This is a genomic window from Gluconacetobacter liquefaciens, assembly GCF_003350405.1.
Classification (GTDB): Bacteria; Pseudomonadota; Alphaproteobacteria; order Acetobacterales; family Acetobacteraceae; genus Gluconacetobacter; species Gluconacetobacter liquefaciens.
Window position 1 is genome coordinate 260,588 of sequence record NZ_QQAW01000003.1, and the last position, 16,442, is coordinate 277,029.

Here is a 16,442-nt window from a genome sequence, read left to right on the forward strand (position 1 = left end):
CATGGTCAAGGGGTCCCCGCTGTCCGCGCCCGACAAGGTTGCGCCGACAGTGCTGCTACAGCACCCTATGGCCAGGGTTGAGCCCGCTGGCGCCAGCCTGCCGTTTGAGATTCTTGCCGATCTGCGTGCGCTCTGTCTGGATCGGCTGGATCCGGCAGCGATCGCCGCCATGGCTCCGGAGCGGCTGCGTGCGGATATGGAGCGGCTGATCTCCGAGATCGCGACCGAGCGGCGCATCCAGTTGAACAGTCGTGAGCAGAGGATTCTGGCTGAGGAACTCGTCTTCGACATGCTCGGGCTGGGGCCTCTGGAACCGTTGCTGGATGACGACCGCATCAGCGAAATCATGGTGAACGGGCCTGACAAAGTCTTCGTTGAGTGTAAAGGCAGGCTGGTCGCCTCGGGCGTACGGTTCCGCGATACGGCCCATCTGGTGGCGATCTGTCAGCGGATTGCCTCAGCCGTCGGGCGGAGGATCGATGAGGCCAGCCCCATGGCCGATGCACGGCTACGGGACGGATCGCGTGTCAATATCGTCTTTCCGCCGCTGGCTCTTGACGGTCCTTATCTGACGATCCGGAAGTTTGGACGCCAGATCATTGATCTGGAGCGGCTGGTTGCCTTCGGGTCGCTGACCGCGCCGGTTGCTCGCGTGTTGCGGATTGCCGCCCAGGTGCGGCTGAACATCATCGTCTCCGGCGGCACGGGGGCAGGCAAGACGACATTGCTGAACGCCTTGTCGCGGCTGATCGATGCCAGCGAACGGGTGATCACCATCGAGGACGCGGCCGAGTTGCAGTTGCAGAAGCCGCATGTGGTGCGCCTGGAAACCCGGCCGGCGAACCTGGAGGGCGCTGGAGAGATCGCGCAGCGTGAACTGATGCGCAATGCGCTCCGCATGCGCCCCGACCGCATCATCATTGGAGAGTGCCGGGGGCAGGAGGCCTTCGACATGCTCCAGGCGATGAATACCGGCCATGACGGCAGCATGTCGACGGTGCATGCCAATACTACCCGCGACGCGCTGACACGCATCGAGAACATGGTGCAGATGGGCAATATGGGTCTGCCCTCGCACGCGATCCGCAATCAGATCCTGGGCGCCGTCGACCTGATCATCCAGGTGGAGCGTCAGCGTGATGGCGGGCGGCGTATCGTCCAGGTGACCGAAATCTGCGGTATGGACGGCGATGTCTTTACCCTGAACGATATCTTTCGCCTCGAGGTCCAGGGCGAAGGTCCCGACGGGCGCCTGACAGGGCACTATACGGTTAGCCGCGTGCCGCCTTCCTTCATGCGGCGTCTGGCCTGTTACGGCCTGGAGCGGGAATGGCATGCGGCCGTTGAACAGGCTGCCGGCGAATGTTGAGCGGCGCGGCCTCGCCGACGATGTTGCTGAGCCTGTCCGGCCTGTGGCTGGTGGCGGTGGCCGCGAGTGGCCTGCTGGCCTTGCGGGCGCATGAGCGTAACCGTCGTCGGGATGCGCGGATGGCGGCGGTGGTGCGGGCTTATCGTCCGGAGCCGGCAGTCGAACTGTCGGCATTCAAGCCGTTGCATCGGGCCCGGCGCCCGCTGGCCGTGCGTGCGGTCGGGCTTTTGGGCGTCGACGTGGCAGGGACGGATCTTTATCCCCTGCCGTGGTGGATCGTGCCGATCGGGGCTTTCGTCGCGGTGGGTATCTTGATGTTCATGATGAACGATCTTGTCGGCGTTTATACGATTCCGATCATGGTCGTGGTCGGAATCGGCCTTTGCCGAGCCGGCTTCGGCTGGATGACGGATAGGCGCCGGGAGCGGCAGCTTAGGCAGTTTCCCGACGTGTTGTCGACCATCGTGCGGTCGGTCAGTGTTGGTATTCCGATGCTGGAGGCGATGCGGGGCGTGGCCCGGGAAGTGCCGGAACCGACAGGGCCGGAATTTTCCCGTATGCTGGAGCAGATTTCCATCGGCGTTCCGCTGGAGGATGGGCTTCGCGACATGGCGGCGCGGTCGGGCTTGCCGGAATATCGGTTCTTCGCCACCTCGCTGGCGCTCCAGACGCAGACTGGCGGCTCGCCGCGCGCCACGCTGGAAGGGCTGGCCGATGTGATCCGCAAGCGGTTGGCCCTGAAGGCCCGTGGCTATGCCCTGGCGTCGGAGGCGCGGGCCAGCGCCGCCGTGCTGGCCGTGTTGCCCCTGGTACTGGGCGTGTTGCTGTGGCTGACGAACCGGACTTATATCCGCCTGCTGTTCACCGATCCGGCGGGGCACGTGATTCTGGCGCTTGCTATCGGGTCCCTGGCGATGGGTATTCTGATGATGCGCGCAATCATCCGTCGGACTTTGACATGATCGGGCTGATGCCGGCGCTCTGGGTGGCGACGATTGCGACGCTGCTGGTGATGGTGATGCTGACGGCCGCGATCATACGCCGGCAGCGCATCGGGCGACGATTGCGCGACCTGCAGGCGCCACCATCGGGGCGTGCGGCAAATGTGGTCGCGGTCAGGAGAGTGGGCACCTCGTCACTTCATCTGATTGCCGCGCTGGGGCACTGGATCGTCAGGCGGGGACTTTTATCAACCGGCACGTTGGACGAGTTGCGCACATCCCTGGCTGTGACCGGCGTACGCGGAGCCAGTGCGGTCGGCCTGTTTATCGGGGTCAAGATCCTGCTGGCAACGCTGCTGCCTCTATCGGCGATCGTTCTCCTTTCCCGGTTGGAGAGTGATATGTCGGCATTGTCGTATCGCGCCCTGATCGCCCCCGCCGCCATCGGCGGCCTGCTGCTGCCGGATTGGATCGTGCGGGCGCGGCGCAACCGCTATCTGCGAGAAGTCGAACGCGGCCTGCCGGATGCGCTGGATGTGATGGTGATCTGTACCCAGGCGGGCATCGGGCTGGGGCAGGCGATCGTCATGGTCGGCGTCGAACTGCAGGACGTCTGTCCCGCGATCGCCAGCGAGTTTGCCCGAACGGCCAGCGAGCTGAGCGTGATTGCCGATACCAGGCAGGTGCTGGTCAACCTCGGAGCGCGTACCGGTGTCGATGGGCTGAGGCGCCTGACGGCGACACTGTTGCAGACTCTGCAATATGGAACGCCGATTACCGATGCGTTGCGCGGGCTGGCGGGCGAACTGCGGCAGGAGACACTGACGCGCTATGAGGCCGGGGCCGGGCGGCTGTCCGTCCTGCTGACATTGCCGACGCTGCTGTTCATCATGCCTTGCGTGTTCTTGATCGCCGGAGGGCCTGCCGGCATTCAGGTCATGCATATTCTTCATAACCACAAACCCTGATGCAGTGGACGGGATATCATTTGTGAAATCAGCCATGATTACGAAATGGGCGTTCGTCGTGCTGATTGCGGGGAGTCTGTGCGCCTGCGCAGGCAGCCGGGGGAAGGACTATGGGGAGAGTGGGCGTCTGGACGTCGCGCGGGCGGCGTTGCGCGGTGGAGCGCCGCAGATCGCATTGCGTGCCGCCACGGCACGCCTGACCGACGATCCGATGGATGCGGAGGCCGCTCTGATCCAGGGTGACGCACTGACGGCGCTTGGGCGGCCGGAACAGGCGGAATGGAGCTATCGGGCTGTCCTGCGTCATCGCCCGGATCTGGCTGGTGCTCATATGGGGCTGGGTCGGTGCCTGCTGGCGACGGACACGGCGGAAGCCGAGCGGCAATTCCTGTCGGTTGTCGGGCGGGAACCGGGCAATGCCGCCGCGTGGAATGACCTTGGCGTGGCACGGGATCTCCTGCGTCGGCATGATGATGCGCAGATGGCGTATCGCCGGGCATTGGCAGTCAACCCGCAGATGATCGGTGCGCAGGTCAATCTGGCCCTGTCACTGGCGATGGGGGGCGATGCCAGCGCGGCAGAGCGCATGGTGCGTCCGTTTGCGGACGATGCCGGTGCGAATGCCAAACTGCGTCACGACCTGGCGGCAGTGCTGGCGATGGGCGGCCAACGTGGCGAGGCCGCGCGCATTCTCTCCGCCGATCTGTCGCCGCAACAGGTCGGCCAGGCGCTGTCGGCCTACATTGAGGCGCGCGATGGGGTAGGGGCGCCCCGGATTGCCGTGCCGTAGACATGCCGGACGCGACGGGCACGGGTTGGCGGCGATTGCGGAGAGAGTTCGATCGGCGCGGTGCGGTCGCGTTGCTTGTCGCCTTGGCCCTGCCGGTGCTGATGGGGGTGTTGGGCCTCGCGATCGACGTCAGCTACTGGGCGATGACGCGCCTGGAATTGCAGCGCGTGGCGGATCTCGCGGCCGTGGCGGGTGTTGCGCGCTATGGGGCCAGCGGGCAGGTCTCTGATGCGTTGGATACGGCTGCGGCTGTTGCCGAACTGAATGGCCTGCCGGCCGGGAGGCGGGACGGGGACGGAATTGTGACCCGGATCGACATGGCCGGGGCTTACAAGACCACGATCACCTTCGCCGCGCCCGCTACGCTCACAGTGACGATCGTGAAGGCAGCCCCGCGCCTGTTCAGTGCCTTGTTCCTGACCTCCGGCACCCAGCCGGTTTCGGCCCGCGCCGTGGCGCGACTGACAGTACGCTCTCGTGGTGGCGCCGCCTGCGTCCTCGCCCTTTCGGGCGCGGGTGAGACGGTTCTTGAGGATGGTGCCCGCCTGAGCATGCCGGGGTGCGATCTGCGCACCAATGGTGCTCTGGCGCTCGGAGCGGAGGCTGCGATCGATGTTGCGAACCTGGTGGCCGGCGGGACCATCGGGCCGGGCGACAGCGATATATGTTCGGCGCTGACCTGCGTGCAGTATGCGGCGCAAATGGCTGATCCCTATGCGGCGCCATACGGAAGCCTGCTGGCCGTGCCGTTGCATGCTGTGAGCCTGCCGAAAGGGCAGACGACGCTCTCGCCACCGTCCGTGGGGACGGCCTATGCGTGGCAGGTGGGTGGCGGAGACTATACGTTGATGCCGGGGGTTTATTACATCAGCGGGGATTTCAGCGTGAACGCGGGTACGACGCTGACCGGGGTGGGGGTGACGATCGTTGCTAGCGGCAATGTCACCATCGACGGCAATGCCTCGCTCCATCTCGTGGCACCGGCTACGGGACCTTCGGCCGGATTGCTGTTCGCCTCGGCTGGCGGCCTGTTCCAGTTCACTGGCGGGACGGCCACCACCCTGACCGGCGCGATCTACGCGCCGCATGCCAGCCTGGTCATTGACGGTGACAATGGGGCGGCGGCTGATTGTCTTTATGCCGTCGCCGCATCCGTGACGTTTAAGGGCGGTGCCAGATTCGCCGATGGCGACTGCCGGGCGGCGGGCATGAGGCCGATTTATGACCTGCCGGGTGTTGCGAGACTGGTGGAATGACGGGTGCCCGCCAAGATGGTCTCGGCCGGGCCGGGGTGGCCGCATTGGAATTCGCGCTGATGACGCCGTTCCTGCTGGCGGTCCTGGCCGGGCTGGGGGATTTTCCGCTCGCCTTCTGGGATCGGATGACGCTGATTTCAGCGGTGGAGAGCGGCGCGAACTATGCCTTTGCCTTGGAGCAGAATGCCTCTGGCACGCACAATGCGCTCCTGCCTGGCGATGTGAGGAATGCGGTGCTGGCCGCCGGCGGATTGTCGGGCATGATTGTCACGGTCGGTTCGGCCACGACCAATTGCATTCAGCCGGGAACGGTCAGCACCCTGATCGCGGTGCCGACGGATGGGATCTGTCCGGACGGGACTATGCCTGGCACTTACATGAGCATCGCAGCATCCTATCGCTATGTGCCGCTTATGCCGTTCTACGCGATGGTGGCCTCGACGACCCTGACGGACACGGCCATTGTCAGGCTGCAATGAGACGTGGGCGGGATCTGTTACGCGACAGGCGCGCGGCGGCGGTGATCGAATTTGCCATCATGGCCGGCATTTTTCTGACGATGCTGGTGGGTGCGATCGAAATAGGACTGCAATGGTGGACGCGCGACTGCCTGCAGATGACGGCGGACCTGACGGCGCGATGCATTGCCGTGGGTACATGCCGCGACGATCCGCTGGGGTTTGCGACAACGGAGGCTGCCGACTGGGCGTTGCCTGGGGCGGTATCGGCATTGTCGGTCGATGACCGTGCCACATCCTGCCATGGGGTGGCCGTGTCGGGCACGCGCTTCGTCACCGTCCGGATCCGTTCGGATTTATGGTCGGGCGTGTCGTTTCCGTTTGTCGCGCCGTCGCTCTCGGTCTCGGCCTGCTATCCGCAGGTATTGTGAGGGCGGGGCGCCCCTCCCGCCTTGGCGGCGGAAGGGGCGCCCGTCTTCCTGAGGGTCAGCGTGTCAGGAAGGTTCTGATCTTGCTGTTGACCTCTTCCGACCGTTCCATCTGCGGCATATGGCCGGTTTCGGGCAGGATCTCGACCGTGATCGCGTCCGGCAGGTCTGCCGCGTGGCTGGAGGGCAGGATTTCGTCGTCCTTGCCCCAGATGACCAGGGTGGGGGGGAACGCTCTCCAGTACCGGGCGCAGATTGTCGGTCTGGCGGCCATCGGCGAAGTTTGCCGCCGCGACCTGGCGCAAGGCATCGACCGCGCCGTCCAGACGCTTGTAGCGGAGGACGTCGTCCGCCATCTTGCGGCCGATCAACCCCTTGTCATGGACCAGATAGGACAGGACCGGGATCAGGGTCTTCTGGCGGTCGGCGGTGATGAAGCCGTCGATGAAGGCCATGTTGATGTCCGGACCGAGGCCGGCCGGGGCCAGCAGGGCCAGCGAGGCCACGCGCGACGGGGCGTTTTTGACGGTGGTCAGTGCCACGCCGCCGCCTAGCGAATGCGCCACAAGATGGGCGCGTTCGATGCCCAGCGTGTCCAGCAGGTCCACGACCACCGAGGAGAAGAATTCCAGCGATCCTGCTCCGACATCCTTGCCCGATCCGCCATGGCCGGGGAGGTCGAAGGCGATGACGCGTCGGTCGGATGCCAGGGCGGCATGGTTGAACAGCCAGTTGCCGATATCGCCGCCGAAACCGTGGATGAGCACGATGGGGTCGCCATCGCCATGGCCGATATCCAGAACGCGCAGCGAGCGCCCCTTGACGTCGATCACGCTCGGTTCGGGCGGGGTATCGTCGGCGTTCTCCGCTGTGCCGGCGGAAAATTCGGCGTTGAACTGTGCGATGAAGGCGTCGATATCGGCGTCGGACGTATCCGCGTCGGCCAGCACGCCGATCAGCGCGCCGACGGCCAGCATTTCGCCTTCCTGCGCGATCTGACGGCGCAGCACGCCGGCGGCCGGGCTTTCATAGGCGTTGGTGATCTTACTGGTTTCGATATCTGCCAGGTCGTCACCCGCCTTGACGGTCGCGCCGGGGCGGACCATCCAGCCGGCCAGTTTGCCCTCGGTCATCGCCAGACCGAATTTGGGCATGGTGATGGGGGTGATGGAAACGTTCATGATCAGGCTGCCTCGGTGACTTTGTGGTTCATGACGGCCTTGACGGCGGCCTCGATCTTCGCAGCGTCGGGCAGGTAGAGGGCTTCCAGCACTGAGGCGAAGGGGACCGGGGTGTGGGGGGGGAATTACCCGCCGGATCGGTGCCTTCAGGGCATCGAACGCCTCTTCCGCCACCAGGGCCGAGATATCGGCGGCCATGTTGCAGCGCGGGCTGGATTCATCGACGATCACCAGCCGGCCGGTATCAGCCACGCAATCCAGGATGGTGTCGCGATCGAGCGGTGAGGTCGTGCGCGGATCGATCACGGTACAGCTGATGCCCTGGCGTTCCAGCTTGTCGGCGGCTTCGTTCGCCAGTTTCACCATCCGGCCGAAGGCTACGATGGTGACGTCGTCGCCCTCGCGCGTCAGGTTCGCCTCGCCGAAGGGGATGGTGTAGGCCTCGTCGGGCACCTCCTCCTCGTCGTCGTACATCACCTTGTGTTCGAGGAAGATCACCGGATCGTCGTCGCGGATCGCTTCGATCAGCAGGCCCTTGGCCTCGTAGGGCGAGGAGGGGATGACGACCTTCAGGCCCGGAATGTGGGTGAACAGCGGATAGAGCGCCTGGCTGTGCTGGGCGGCGGCGTTGAAGCCGGCGCCGAACATGGCGCGGATGACCAGCGGCGTGCGGGCCTTGCCGCCGAACATGTAGCGGAACTTGGCGGTCTGGTTCATGATCTGGTCGAGGCAACTGCCGACGAAATCGACGAACATCAGTTCGGCCACCGGGCGCAGGCCCGTGGCGGCGGCCCCGGCGGCGGCGCCGATATAGGAGGCCTCGGTGATCGGGGTATCGAGCACGCGCTCGGGGCCGAATTCGGTGTAAAGACCCTTGGTGACGCCCAGCACGCCGCCCCAGGCATCGACGACGCCGGAGGAGCCGCCCTGGCCGCCGGCCACGTCCTCACCCATGATGATCACGCGCGGATCGCGGCGCATTTCCAGTCGCATGGCCTCGTTGATGGCCTGCCGGAAGCTCTTTTTGCTCATGATTGTCTCTTTTCTGGCTCGCGGGAGGATGAGGCGGGGCGCTCAGTACCGGACATAGACATCGGCCAGCAGGTCGGCGGGCTCGGGCAGCGGGGCGGCCTTGGCGGCGATGACCGAGCTTTCGATCTCGTCGCGCACGGATTCGTCGATCGCGTCTAGTTCCGCGTGCTCCAGCAGGCCGGCCTCGGTCACCTTCTTGCGGAACAGTTCCAGGCAGTCATGGTCGCGCTTGGCCTCGGCGACCTCGCCGGCGGCGCGGTACGTCATGGCGTCGCCTTCGAAATGGCCGTACCAGCGCTGGAGATGCACATGCAGCATGATCGGCCCTTTGCCGGCGCGTGCATGGGCGATGGCTTCGCCGGCCGTCTGGTAGACCGCGAAGAAGTCTGACCCGTCGCATTCCAGGTAGGGCATGCCGAATCCGGCTGCGCGGTCCTTCTGCGTGCCTGCCACCGCGAAGGACGAGCCTGTGGCTTCGCCGTAGCCGTTATCTTCGACCACGAAGACCACCGGCAGTTTCCATACCGTGGCGAGGTTGAGGCTTTCCAGCGTGGTGCCCTCGTTTGACGCGCCGTCGCCGAAGAAGGCGACCGCGACGCCGCCATCTTTCAGCGTCTTGTGTGACAGGGCCGCGCCGCACATCAGCGGCGGGCCGCCGCCAACGATGCCGTTGGCGCCCAGCATGCCCCGCGAGAGATCGGCGATGTGCATCGAGCCGCCCTTGCCCCGGCAGACGCCGGTGCTCTTGCCGTAAATCTCGGCCATCATGCCCGAGACTTCGACGCCCTTGGCGATGCAATGGCCGTGGCCGCGATGCGTGCTGGAGATGGTGTCGTTATCCGTCAGGTTGGCGCAGACGCCGACGCCCGACGCTTCCTCGCCACAATAGAGGTGGACGAAGCCGGGGATCTCACCTGTGGCGAACTCGACGTGCAGACGCTCCTCGAAATCGCGGATCGTGCGCATGGCCCGATAGGAGCGAAGCAATGTTTCCCGTGCGATCTGCATTGGAAATCTTCCCTGTTATTCCGGGGATATCGAATCCCGATATCCGTCGCCTCAGGGGAACGCCGATTGACGTCGGAGGCAAGAAAGACTGTTATTTGAATAACGAATATGTGACGCCGTCTGTCCGCTCTGTCGCGTTCCTGCGACAGGCGGGACGGGTTAAATGAAGAGAGGCCATAACCGTTCGAAAGAGACGGATGATGTTGCAGATACCATCACCTTGGGTGGCCGGTCCTGTGCCGGCCACCGCTGTTGCCCGGATGCAGCTTGCCGCGTCCTGGCAGCGCTGCGAGGGCGATTATGCCCTGGACCCGGCACAATCCGGGCTTACGGACCTGCTGTCGTGCTTCGAGCTGCGTCAGTCCTGCGACGAGGCCGGCCCGCTGCTGCGGTTTGCCGATGCCGAACTGGACCGGTTGCATGTGATCGTGCGCGATATGGAATACGCGGTTCTGCTGGCCGACCGGGCCGGCACCGTGCTGACCCGCCGGACCGTGCGGGACAGCGAGCGCGGCTGCCGGCGCTGGCATCTGTGGCCCGGCGCGCGGTGGAACGAGCGCGAGGAAGGAACCAACGGCATCGGGACCTGCCTGGCGGAGCGGCGGCCTGTCACGGTGCATATGAACCAGCACTGGCGGATGAATCTGCGCTATTTGACCTGTACCGCCGTGCCGGTCTATGACGCGCTTGGGCGCTTGGCGGGAGCGCTGGATGCCAGTTCGTATCATCCCGACCCGGATGCTCGCGATGTTGCGCTGATCCGCAATACGATCACGGAGGCTGCGCGGCGAATCGAGGCGCGCTGCTTCAGCGACCTCTATCGTGGGCACATGATCGTGACCATGGGGGCGGATGACGGAACGTCGGCCCCGCTGCTGGCGCTGGATGCCGATCGCCGGGTGGTTGGTGCCACCCATGCCGCGCGCCGGGAAATGGGGCTGGAGGACGGCGACGAGCTGGAATTCTGCCTGATGGACGAACGGGGGCCGGGGCGGGACGGCTTTCGCGTGGCGGAGAAGGCGGTGGTCGAAGCGGCCCTGGCCTCCGCGCGGGGGAATGTCAGCGCGGCGGCGCGGCAATTGGGGATCAGCCGGTCGACCCTGCACCGGAAGATAAAAACCCTGGCTATCGACGCCGAATCGTAGGGGATTTCCAGGGGGAGGCTCCCCCCCCCTGGAAGCAAGGCCTTAATCGGTGGGGTCGTCCTGCTGGCCGTAGCCTTCGGCCAGCGGCCCCAAGGCGGCGTCGACTCCGAATTCGCCGGGCAATGCGCCGGCGGGGAACAGGACGTTGACGTGGCCCATCTTGCGGCCGGGCCGCGCTTCGGTCTTGCCGTAATGATGCGGCAGCAGGCCCGGCGTCGCGAGGATTGCCGGCCAGAGCGCCATATCGTCGGGGCCGACGAGGTTCTTCATCGCCGCGTCGGAATGCCGGGCGGCCGGTGGCAGCGGCAGGCCTGTGACAGCGCGGACATGCATGGCGAACTGGTCGACCGGGCAGGCATCCATGGTCCAGTGGCCGGAATTGTGCGGACGGGGCGCAATTTCGTTGACCAGGACCTGTCCGTCCCGATCGACGAACATCTCGACACCCAACAGCCCGACCAGATCCAGCGCATCGGCGATCCGCAGGGCGATCTTGCGTGCATCGTCCCGGATCGTCTCGGGCACACGGGCGGGAGCGAGGCTGAGGTCGAGGATGCCGTTCCGGTGGCGGTTTTCCGTCACGTCGAAGGTGACCGCTATTCCGTCCAGCCCCCTTGCAACCATCACGCTGATTTCGCAGGCGAAATCCACCATGCCTTCCGCCACCAGAGGATGGGGAACCAGTGTGTCGAAGGCGGGTTGCATGTCTTCGTCGCGGCGGATGCGGCTCTGGCCCTTGCCGTCATAGCCCAGGCGGGTGGTCTTGAGGATGAAGGGCAGGCCGAGATCGGTGCGGGCGACAGAGAGATCTTGTGGTGTGCTGACTTCACGCCAGGGGGCGACGGGGATGCCGGCTTCGGTCAGGAAGCGCTTTTCGGCCACGCGGTCCTGGCTGATGCGCAGGATGTGGCCGGACGGGCGTACCGGACGGAGGCTTGCCAGCAGTTCCAGCCCGTCGGCGCTGATATTCTCGAATTCAAAGGTGACGACATCGACGGCTGTGGCGAAGCGGCGCAGGGCGTCGGGGTCGTCATAGGCGCCGATGGTAACGGCGTGGGCGACCTGCGCCGCAGGGCCCTCCGGTTCGTCCGTCAAAATATGGGTTCGATAGCCCAGTTGGGCAGCGGCGACCGCTGACATTCGACCAAGCTGGCCGCCGCCGACGATGCCCAGCACCGCACCAGGAGGAAGGGCGGCGGGAGAGGAAGGCGTGCTCATCGTGACGGGCTATTCGCGACCGCGTCTGTCTGGGCCTGGCGCCAGGCCGACAGCCGGCTGGAGAGGCCGGTATTATCGTTCAGGGCCAGGATCGAGGCGGCCATCAGGGCGGCGTTGATCGCGCCTGCCTTGCCGATGGCCAGCGTGCCGACGGGCACGCCGCCGGGCATCTGGACGATCGACAGAAGGCTGTCCATGCCCTTCAGGGCGTGGGATTCCACCGGCACGCCCAGAACCGGCAGGATGGTCCAGGCCGCGCACATGCCCGGCAGGTGGGCTGCGCCGCCTGCACCGGCGATGATGACCGAAAGGCCGCGTGCGGCGGCGGTCCGGGCATATTCGGCCAGGCGGTCGGGCGTGCGGTGCGCGGAGACGATCCGGACCTCGTGCGCGACGTCCAGGGCCTCCAGCACCGCTACGGCGTGCCGCATGGTTTCCCAGTCGGACTGGCTGCCCATGATCATTCCGACCTGAGGGGTGGCCTGGGAGGCGGAATGGGGGGAAGGGGGAGGAGGCGTATCGGTCACGCTGGTCGGCTTTCGGGACTGCGGAGAGGGAAAAGAGAGGGCTTCAGGCGATGTTGTCGGGGATCAGGCGGCTTTCCAGCCACGAGATTTCGTCCTTCAGCAGCAGCTTGCGCTTTTTTAGCCGCTGGAGCTGGAGCTGATCCATCTGATGCAGCGCCAGGCGACTGATGACGGTATCAAGGTCGCGGTGTTCGCTGCGCAGTTCGTGCAGCTTACGGAGCACGGTATCCCGGTCAGTCAGCATTGTACCCCGTCTCGCATATGGTCGGTCATCTATTCTACCGACTCTTGCCGGGATGGCGAGATCCCGATAGCGCGCATGGCCACCCTGGCGAGGCCTGCAATTTTAGCATGCACTGCATCGGCATGGCTGGCCTAGGCTGTCTGCTGTCGGAAACGCAACTCGCTGGAGGCATCATGTCCCACGAACCCAGAATCCGTAGCCTGCGCCTGCGTCATGCGCGCCTCGATGACAGAATTTTCGATGAGGACCACCGACCGTCGCCGGATCATAGCGTTCTGCGACGGCTGAAGGTGGAGAAGCTGCGGATCAAGGAAGAGATCGAGCGGCTTTCTCATCCGGCCTGAGCCGACACTGCCGGACAGAAGGGGCGGGCGCCTTGCCCGCCCCGCGTGCGGGTTCAGTTGGTCTCTTCGCTGATTTCCAGCGGCATCGGTACGGCCTGTCCCTCGCGGGTCAGACGATCGTTCGCGGCCTGGACCATCGCATTGAGGTCGGTCTGGCTGCACAGGCCCAGAATCACCGGATCGCGCGGCTTGATGTTCGCGCTGTTCCAATGCTGGCGGTCACGCACCTTGGCGATCGTGTCCTTGGTGGTTCCGAGCAGCTTGACGATCTGGGGTTCGGAAAGCTGCGGGAAATTGCGCAGGATGAACGCGATCGCATCAGGACGGTCATTGCGCTTGGCGACGGGGGTGTAGCGCGCGCCCTTGGCCCGGCGATGGATCGGGTTGGGGGTGGAGAGCACCTTCAGCCGCAGATCAGGGTTGGCTTCGCAGCGCGCGATGTCTTCCGGACGGACCTGGTGATTGGCGACCGGGTCATAGCCCACGATGCCCTGCGCAACTTCGCCATCGGCGATGGCCTGGACCTCCAGCGGGTGCATGCCGCAGAATTCCGCGATCTGGGTGAAGGTCAGTGCCGTCTTTTCGATCAGCCACACAGCGGTGGCCTTCGGCATCAGGGGCAGTGCATTCATGATAACGGGTCCTAACTGCGCAATGGGTGGCGCCGCGCAGGCACCCGGTCCATGTCAGCGTCCCGGAACCCGGTCCACCGCTGCGTGCCTGCAGACGCGCAATGACTTGATTACCGATATGGGGCCGTTCGGGGGAATGGGTCAAGGGCGGGCGGGCTGTCCTGACTATGAAAAAAGGGCCGGACTTGTGCCCGGCCCCCTGGTCTGTGGACTGCATTGCCCGAACCGTGCGGACGATCAGGCGGCGTGTTCGGCTGGAGCCGCGTTTGTGCCGTCATTGGCTACTGCCGGTGCAGGTTGGGCTGAAACGGCGGGTGCGCCGGTACCGACGGGAATGCGGCGGGGCTTGAGGGCTTCGGGCACGAAGTGCCGGACGGCGACGCGCAGCAGGCCGTTCGTCAGGTCCGCATTGTCGACCACGATATGGTCGGCAAGGACGAAGCGGCGTTCGAAGGCCCGGGTGGCGATGCCGCGATGCAGCACTTCGCCCGCCGGGGCGGCATTCGCCAGACGGCCGGCCACGACCAGTGTGTTGTCCTGGACCGTGAGTTCGATATCCTCGGGGCCGAAACCGGCCACCGCCATGGTCAGGACGTAACTGTCCTCGCCCAGCTTTTCGATGTTGTAGGGGGGATAGGACGGGCCCGCCGGGTTCTGGGCGGCATTGTCCACGAGACGCGCCAGACGGTCGAAGCCGATGGCGGTACGGAACAGCGGTGCGAAATCATAGGTCATGTCAACCTCCTCGACAGCAAGGTCAATTCAGCCGGCTGGATTTGGCCCCTCGACGAGCGGGCCGGTGCCTGACTGGCGGAAACCCGAATGGCGTTTCCGTATCCCTGATGTGAGAAACCCCGCCCCCCGGTTCAAGGGGCAGGGTTCTGCAAACATGACAATGTGGCGGGCGGGGGAGGTGGCCCCCGCAGTCTTTACGCCTTGGCGCGGCGGCCCAGACCACCGAACTTCTTGTTGAACTTCGCCACCTGGCCCCCGGTGTCGAGCATGCGCTGCACGCCGGTCCACGCGGGATGCGACTTGGGGTCGATGTCCAGGCGCAGCGTCGCGCCGGGCTGCCCGTAGCAGGAACGGGTCTTGTATTCGGTGCCATCGGTCATGATGACATTGATTTCGTGATAGTCGGGGTGAATGCCGGATTTCATCGTCAAACCTTCATGCTGGGCCCGCCGATGCCGACCGGGGGCGTTTGCATGGGCGTATAGATGAGGCGCGGCGCGGGATCAACGCCTATCTGCCGGCGTTTGGGAGAGCAGGTCTACAGCGATCCGGAGACGATTGTCGCATGCAACGTGGCAGGCTGCGTTTTCCTGTTCATGTGGTATCAACCGGATTGCTATCAACTCTCTGTCGGCAATGCACAAGGAGGCTTCATGTCCGTCAAGGCCCCGTCCATCCATGCTCCGGGATGGGTTTCGGAATTCCGCGCCTTTCTCATGCGCGGAAACGTCGTCGACCTTGCGGTCGGTGTCATTATCGGTGCGGCGTTCACCGCGATCGTCAACAGTCTGGTCAAGGACATCTTTACGCCGTTCATCGGGTTGCTGATCGGCGGTATCGACTTCACCAACGTCTTCGTGACGCTGCGCGGGCCGCATCTGGCGACCCTGGCGGAGGCGCAGAAGGCCGGTGCGGTGACGATCAATATCGGGCTGTTTCTGAACGCGCTGATCCAGTTCATCATCATCGGCTTCGTCATCTTCTGGGTGGTCAAGGCCGTGAACAGGCTGACCGTGAAGCATGAGGCCGCTCCGGCCGCGCCGCCGCCGCCGCCGCGCAGCGAAGTGCTGCTGGAAGATATTCGCGACCTGCTGGCCGCGAAGAAGACCACGCCCTGAAACGGGTGCGCCGCCATCCGCGCAGGCGGATGGCGGCAGGTCGTCAGGCCGTCAGGCCGCCATCGACGGCGAGGCATGTGCCGGTGATGTAGCCGGCGCGGGGGCTGGCCAGAAACGACACCATATCCGCGATATCGGAGACCTTGCCGTAGCTGTCGGTGGCGGTGAAGCTGCGGATGGTGGCCGCGCCGTCGCCGTGCGCCGGGTTGAGGTCGGTGTCGATCGGGCCGGGTTCCACCACGTTGACGGTGATGCCCCGCCCGCCCAGGTCGCGCGCCACGCCGCGGGCGAAGCCGCCCAGCGCCGCCTTGGTGGCGGAGTAAAGCGAGATGCCGGGGAAGGGCGCGCGTTCGCCGAACGCCGAGCCGATATAGATCAGCCGGCCGCCAGCGCCCATATGTTTGACGGCTTCCATGGTTTCCACCATCACCGCGCGCACGTTCAGGTGCAGGGTGCGGTCGATCTGCTCCACTGTCATTTCGCCGATCGGGCCGTAGGGATAGATCCCTGCATTGCATACCAGGGTGTCCAGCCGACCCAGGGCCGCCACGGTCTGGGTGATGGCGGCGATGTTGCCGTGGGTGGTGGCGCCGTCGGCCTGGATGGCAACGGCCCGGCGCCCGAGGGCCTCGATCGTCGCCACGACCTGGGCGGCGGCGGCGGCGTTGCTGGCGTAGGTCACGGCGATGTCGAAGCCGTCTTCAGCCAGTTTCGCGGCGATCGCGGCGCCGATTCCACGGCTTCCGCCGGTCACGAGGGCGACACGTTGGGTCATGGATCTCATCCTTGGATTCTGGTGCGGGCACTGAGGTGCCGATTTGCCTTGGTCGGTGGACATCTCTGTTGCCGACCCGGCAAGGTGGCCCTGCATTCTCTATGCAGCGGGTTCCGCCGGGCCACAAGGAAGAGGGCCGCAGGGGAAGTGCGGGCGCGGTATGCCCTGCCGGGAATTGACATTGAAATCGGCCCGACGGTGCGGCATCGGGGGGGCCCGATCACGAAATGCGCGATCGGTCCGTGTGGCGAACATCGACGCCACGAGGCGTTT

Annotated in this window: 18 protein-coding genes and 2 pseudogenes; 10 read left to right on the top strand and 10 right to left on the bottom strand. The window is 65.2% G+C overall.

The window, feature by feature from the left end; all coding sequences use genetic code 11:
* Position 1 precedes the first annotated feature (1 nt).
* Genes C7453_RS07415 through C7453_RS07445 form a run of 7 tightly spaced genes read left to right on the top strand, consistent with a single transcriptional unit; the run spans position 2 to position 6,213 of the window.
* Positions 2-1,369, top strand: coding sequence for a CpaF family protein (locus tag C7453_RS07415; protein WP_114727068.1), 1,368 nt, complete (start codon positions 2-4; stop codon positions 1,367-1,369).
* Positions 1,363-2,331: a type II secretion system F family protein gene (locus C7453_RS07420; RefSeq protein WP_114726898.1), complete on the top strand. Its 969-nt coding sequence runs from the start codon at positions 1,363-1,365 to the stop codon at positions 2,329-2,331. The genes C7453_RS07415 and C7453_RS07420 overlap by 7 nt, the downstream gene beginning before the upstream one ends.
* Entirely contained in the window at positions 2,328-3,278 is a 951-nt protein-coding gene (locus C7453_RS07425) for a type II secretion system F family protein (protein ID WP_114726899.1), read from the top strand. Before C7453_RS07420 ends, C7453_RS07425 begins: the two co-directional genes overlap by 4 nt.
* Before the next feature lie 34 nt (positions 3,279-3,312).
* Positions 3,313-4,068 (top strand): tetratricopeptide repeat protein, encoded by a 756-nt coding sequence (locus C7453_RS07430; protein WP_114726900.1) that lies wholly within the window; start codon positions 3,313-3,315, stop codon positions 4,066-4,068.
* A gap of 2 nt (positions 4,069-4,070) precedes the next feature.
* Positions 4,071-5,324: a pilus assembly protein TadG-related protein gene (locus C7453_RS07435; RefSeq protein WP_114726901.1), complete on the top strand. Its 1,254-nt coding sequence runs from the start codon at positions 4,071-4,073 to the stop codon at positions 5,322-5,324.
* The gene (locus C7453_RS07440) at positions 5,321-5,803 is read left to right on the top strand and encodes a TadE/TadG family type IV pilus assembly protein (RefSeq protein WP_114726902.1); all 483 of its coding nucleotides are present in this window, start codon (positions 5,321-5,323) and stop codon (positions 5,801-5,803) included. The genes C7453_RS07435 and C7453_RS07440 overlap by 4 nt, the downstream gene beginning before the upstream one ends.
* Positions 5,800-6,213: a TadE/TadG family type IV pilus assembly protein gene (locus tag C7453_RS07445; protein WP_114726903.1), complete on the top strand. Its 414-nt coding sequence runs from the start codon at positions 5,800-5,802 to the stop codon at positions 6,211-6,213. The genes C7453_RS07440 and C7453_RS07445 overlap by 4 nt, the downstream gene beginning before the upstream one ends.
* A 55-nt stretch (positions 6,214-6,268) precedes the next feature.
* Here the strand turns inward: C7453_RS07445 and C7453_RS07450 are convergent.
* The 3 genes and pseudogenes from C7453_RS07450 to C7453_RS07460 form a co-directional block, all read right to left on the bottom strand.
* Positions 6,269-7,391 (bottom strand): annotated as a pseudogene (locus C7453_RS07450) (acetoin dehydrogenase dihydrolipoyllysine-residue acetyltransferase subunit).
* Between the two features lie 2 nt (positions 7,392-7,393).
* Positions 7,394-8,423: pseudogene (locus tag C7453_RS07455) on the bottom strand (alpha-ketoacid dehydrogenase subunit beta).
* A gap of 42 nt (positions 8,424-8,465) precedes the next feature.
* Positions 8,466-9,431: a thiamine pyrophosphate-dependent dehydrogenase E1 component subunit alpha gene (locus C7453_RS07460; RefSeq protein ID WP_114726904.1), complete on the bottom strand. Its 966-nt coding sequence runs from the start codon at positions 9,429-9,431 to the stop codon at positions 8,466-8,468.
* Between the two features lie 197 nt (positions 9,432-9,628).
* On the opposite strand from C7453_RS07460, the gene C7453_RS07465 reads away from it, so the two are divergent.
* Positions 9,629-10,576 (top strand): helix-turn-helix domain-containing protein, encoded by a 948-nt coding sequence (locus C7453_RS07465; RefSeq protein WP_114726905.1) that lies wholly within the window; start codon positions 9,629-9,631, stop codon positions 10,574-10,576.
* Positions 10,577-10,618: 42 nt separating this feature from the next.
* Here C7453_RS07465 and C7453_RS07470 read toward each other — a convergent pair whose 3' ends face one another.
* The 3 genes from C7453_RS07470 to C7453_RS07480 are packed head-to-tail and all read right to left on the bottom strand — an operon-like array spanning position 10,619 to position 12,565.
* Complete coding sequence (locus C7453_RS07470) at positions 10,619-11,794, bottom strand: 5-(carboxyamino)imidazole ribonucleotide synthase (RefSeq protein WP_114726906.1); 1,176 nt, start codon at positions 11,792-11,794, stop codon at positions 10,619-10,621.
* Positions 11,791-12,321 carry a 5-(carboxyamino)imidazole ribonucleotide mutase gene (gene purE / locus C7453_RS07475; protein ID WP_371858457.1) on the bottom strand — a complete coding sequence of 177 codons (531 nt, stop codon included), beginning with the start codon at positions 12,319-12,321 and terminating at the stop codon, positions 11,791-11,793. Before purE ends, C7453_RS07470 begins: the two co-directional genes overlap by 4 nt.
* Positions 12,322-12,364: 43 nt before the next feature.
* Positions 12,365-12,565: a DUF465 domain-containing protein gene (locus tag C7453_RS07480; RefSeq protein WP_114726908.1), complete on the bottom strand. Its 201-nt coding sequence runs from the start codon at positions 12,563-12,565 to the stop codon at positions 12,365-12,367.
* Between the two features lie 173 nt (positions 12,566-12,738).
* Here C7453_RS07480 and C7453_RS07485 point away from each other — a divergent pair, with 173 nt between their 5' ends.
* Positions 12,739-12,909 (top strand): YdcH family protein, encoded by a 171-nt coding sequence (locus C7453_RS07485; RefSeq protein ID WP_114726909.1) that lies wholly within the window; start codon positions 12,739-12,741, stop codon positions 12,907-12,909.
* Between the two features lie 53 nt (positions 12,910-12,962).
* Here the strand turns inward: C7453_RS07485 and C7453_RS07490 are convergent, their stop codons facing one another.
* The 3 genes from C7453_RS07490 to rpmE all read right to left on the bottom strand — a co-directional run bounded on the left by C7453_RS07490 (position 12,963) and on the right by rpmE (position 14,701).
* A complete protein-coding gene (locus C7453_RS07490) occupies positions 12,963-13,541 on the bottom strand; it encodes a DUF1013 domain-containing protein (protein WP_114726910.1) in 579 nt (192 codons plus the stop codon).
* Positions 13,542-13,778: 237 nt separating this feature from the next.
* A complete protein-coding gene (locus C7453_RS07495) occupies positions 13,779-14,276 on the bottom strand; it encodes an Hsp20 family protein (protein ID WP_114726911.1) in 498 nt (165 codons plus the stop codon).
* A gap of 194 nt (positions 14,277-14,470) precedes the next feature.
* Entirely contained in the window at positions 14,471-14,701 is a 231-nt protein-coding gene (rpmE, locus tag C7453_RS07500; protein ID WP_114726912.1) for a 50S ribosomal protein L31, read from the bottom strand.
* A 228-nt stretch (positions 14,702-14,929) separates the two neighbouring features.
* Between rpmE and mscL the strand changes: the two genes are divergently transcribed.
* Positions 14,930-15,394 carry a large conductance mechanosensitive channel protein MscL gene (gene mscL / locus C7453_RS07505; protein ID WP_114727069.1) on the top strand — a complete coding sequence of 155 codons (465 nt, stop codon included), beginning with the start codon at positions 14,930-14,932 and terminating at the stop codon, positions 15,392-15,394.
* 43 nt (positions 15,395-15,437) lie between these two features.
* Here mscL and C7453_RS07510 read toward each other — a convergent pair whose 3' ends face one another.
* A complete protein-coding gene (locus C7453_RS07510) occupies positions 15,438-16,169 on the bottom strand; it encodes an SDR family oxidoreductase (RefSeq protein WP_114726913.1) in 732 nt (243 codons plus the stop codon).
* Positions 16,170-16,442: the final 273 nt, after the last annotated feature.

Coding starts and splice junctions, on each gene's coding strand:
- C7453_RS07415 (WP_114727068.1), top strand. CDS start 2: ATGGTCAAGGGGTCCCCGCTGTCCGCGCCCGACAAGGTTGCGCCGACA.
- C7453_RS07420 (WP_114726898.1), top strand. CDS start 1,363: ATGTTGAGCGGCGCGGCCTCGCCGACGATGTTGCTGAGCCTGTCCGGC.
- C7453_RS07425 (WP_114726899.1), top strand. CDS start 2,328: ATGATCGGGCTGATGCCGGCGCTCTGGGTGGCGACGATTGCGACGCTG.
- C7453_RS07430 (WP_114726900.1), top strand. CDS start 3,313: ATGATTACGAAATGGGCGTTCGTCGTGCTGATTGCGGGGAGTCTGTGC.
- C7453_RS07435 (WP_114726901.1), top strand. CDS start 4,071: ATGCCGGACGCGACGGGCACGGGTTGGCGGCGATTGCGGAGAGAGTTC.
- C7453_RS07440 (WP_114726902.1), top strand. CDS start 5,321: ATGACGGGTGCCCGCCAAGATGGTCTCGGCCGGGCCGGGGTGGCCGCA.
- C7453_RS07445 (WP_114726903.1), top strand. CDS start 5,800: ATGAGACGTGGGCGGGATCTGTTACGCGACAGGCGCGCGGCGGCGGTG.
- C7453_RS07460 (WP_114726904.1), bottom strand. CDS start 9,431: ATGCAGATCGCACGGGAAACATTGCTTCGCTCCTATCGGGCCATGCGC.
- C7453_RS07465 (WP_114726905.1), top strand. CDS start 9,629: ATGATGTTGCAGATACCATCACCTTGGGTGGCCGGTCCTGTGCCGGCC.
- C7453_RS07470 (WP_114726906.1), bottom strand. CDS start 11,794: ATGAGCACGCCTTCCTCTCCCGCCGCCCTTCCTCCTGGTGCGGTGCTG.
- C7453_RS07480 (WP_114726908.1), bottom strand. CDS start 12,565: ATGCTGACTGACCGGGATACCGTGCTCCGTAAGCTGCACGAACTGCGC.
- C7453_RS07485 (WP_114726909.1), top strand. CDS start 12,739: ATGTCCCACGAACCCAGAATCCGTAGCCTGCGCCTGCGTCATGCGCGC.
- C7453_RS07490 (WP_114726910.1), bottom strand. CDS start 13,541: ATGAATGCACTGCCCCTGATGCCGAAGGCCACCGCTGTGTGGCTGATC.
- C7453_RS07495 (WP_114726911.1), bottom strand. CDS start 14,276: ATGACCTATGATTTCGCACCGCTGTTCCGTACCGCCATCGGCTTCGAC.
- rpmE (WP_114726912.1), bottom strand. CDS start 14,701: ATGAAATCCGGCATTCACCCCGACTATCACGAAATCAATGTCATCATG.
- mscL (WP_114727069.1), top strand. CDS start 14,930: ATGTCCGTCAAGGCCCCGTCCATCCATGCTCCGGGATGGGTTTCGGAA.
- C7453_RS07510 (WP_114726913.1), bottom strand. CDS start 16,169: ATGACCCAACGTGTCGCCCTCGTGACCGGCGGAAGCCGTGGAATCGGC.